We start from the raw sequence: 478 nt of genomic DNA, 5'->3' as shown, positions 1-478 counted from the left end.
GTTATGGGGGCTCGGAAGCCCGGGTTCAAGCAGTCGACGCAAAAAAAGTTCGTCAAAAGAGTCGGCCAGACGCGTCCAAATGACGCCAATGGCGCCTGAATTAACAGACACCAAGCGCCATGTCTCGAGAATTTAGCCTTAGAAATCAGGGAAAGCAAACGGAAAACCGATGACCCCGCCATATGAAATGGCTCGGCCTTTTTGGTCATCCTCCGTTCGACTGCCCCGCGTCACACGCTCCCGCCGTCGAGCACCGCCCGCGCGGCGCTCAGTCGTTCGATTGGGAGTACGGGTTTTTGTTCGTACGAAATTCGATCCGCAGCGGTGTGCCCTTCAGTTGGAAGGCCTCGCGGAAACGCCCCTCCAAGTAGCGGCGATAGGTCTCGGGAATATTCGACAGCGCATTGCCGTGAATCACCACGATCGGCGGGTTGGAACCTCCCTGGTGCGCGTAGCGCAGCTTGGGGCGTGAAACGCC

Annotated in this window: 1 pseudogene; it reads right to left on the bottom strand. The window is 58.2% G+C overall.

The annotated features are described in order from the left end of the window. Window positions 1-268: 268 nt before the first annotated feature. Window positions 269-478: pseudogene (locus D7V77_RS42450) on the bottom strand (ribosome biogenesis GTPase Der); the annotation flags it as partial.

It is taken from the genome of Corallococcus sp. CA041A (genome assembly GCF_003612075.1).
Classification (GTDB): Bacteria; Myxococcota; Myxococcia; order Myxococcales; family Myxococcaceae; genus Corallococcus; species Corallococcus exiguus.
This window is presented reverse-complemented; position numbering and strand designations above follow the sequence as displayed.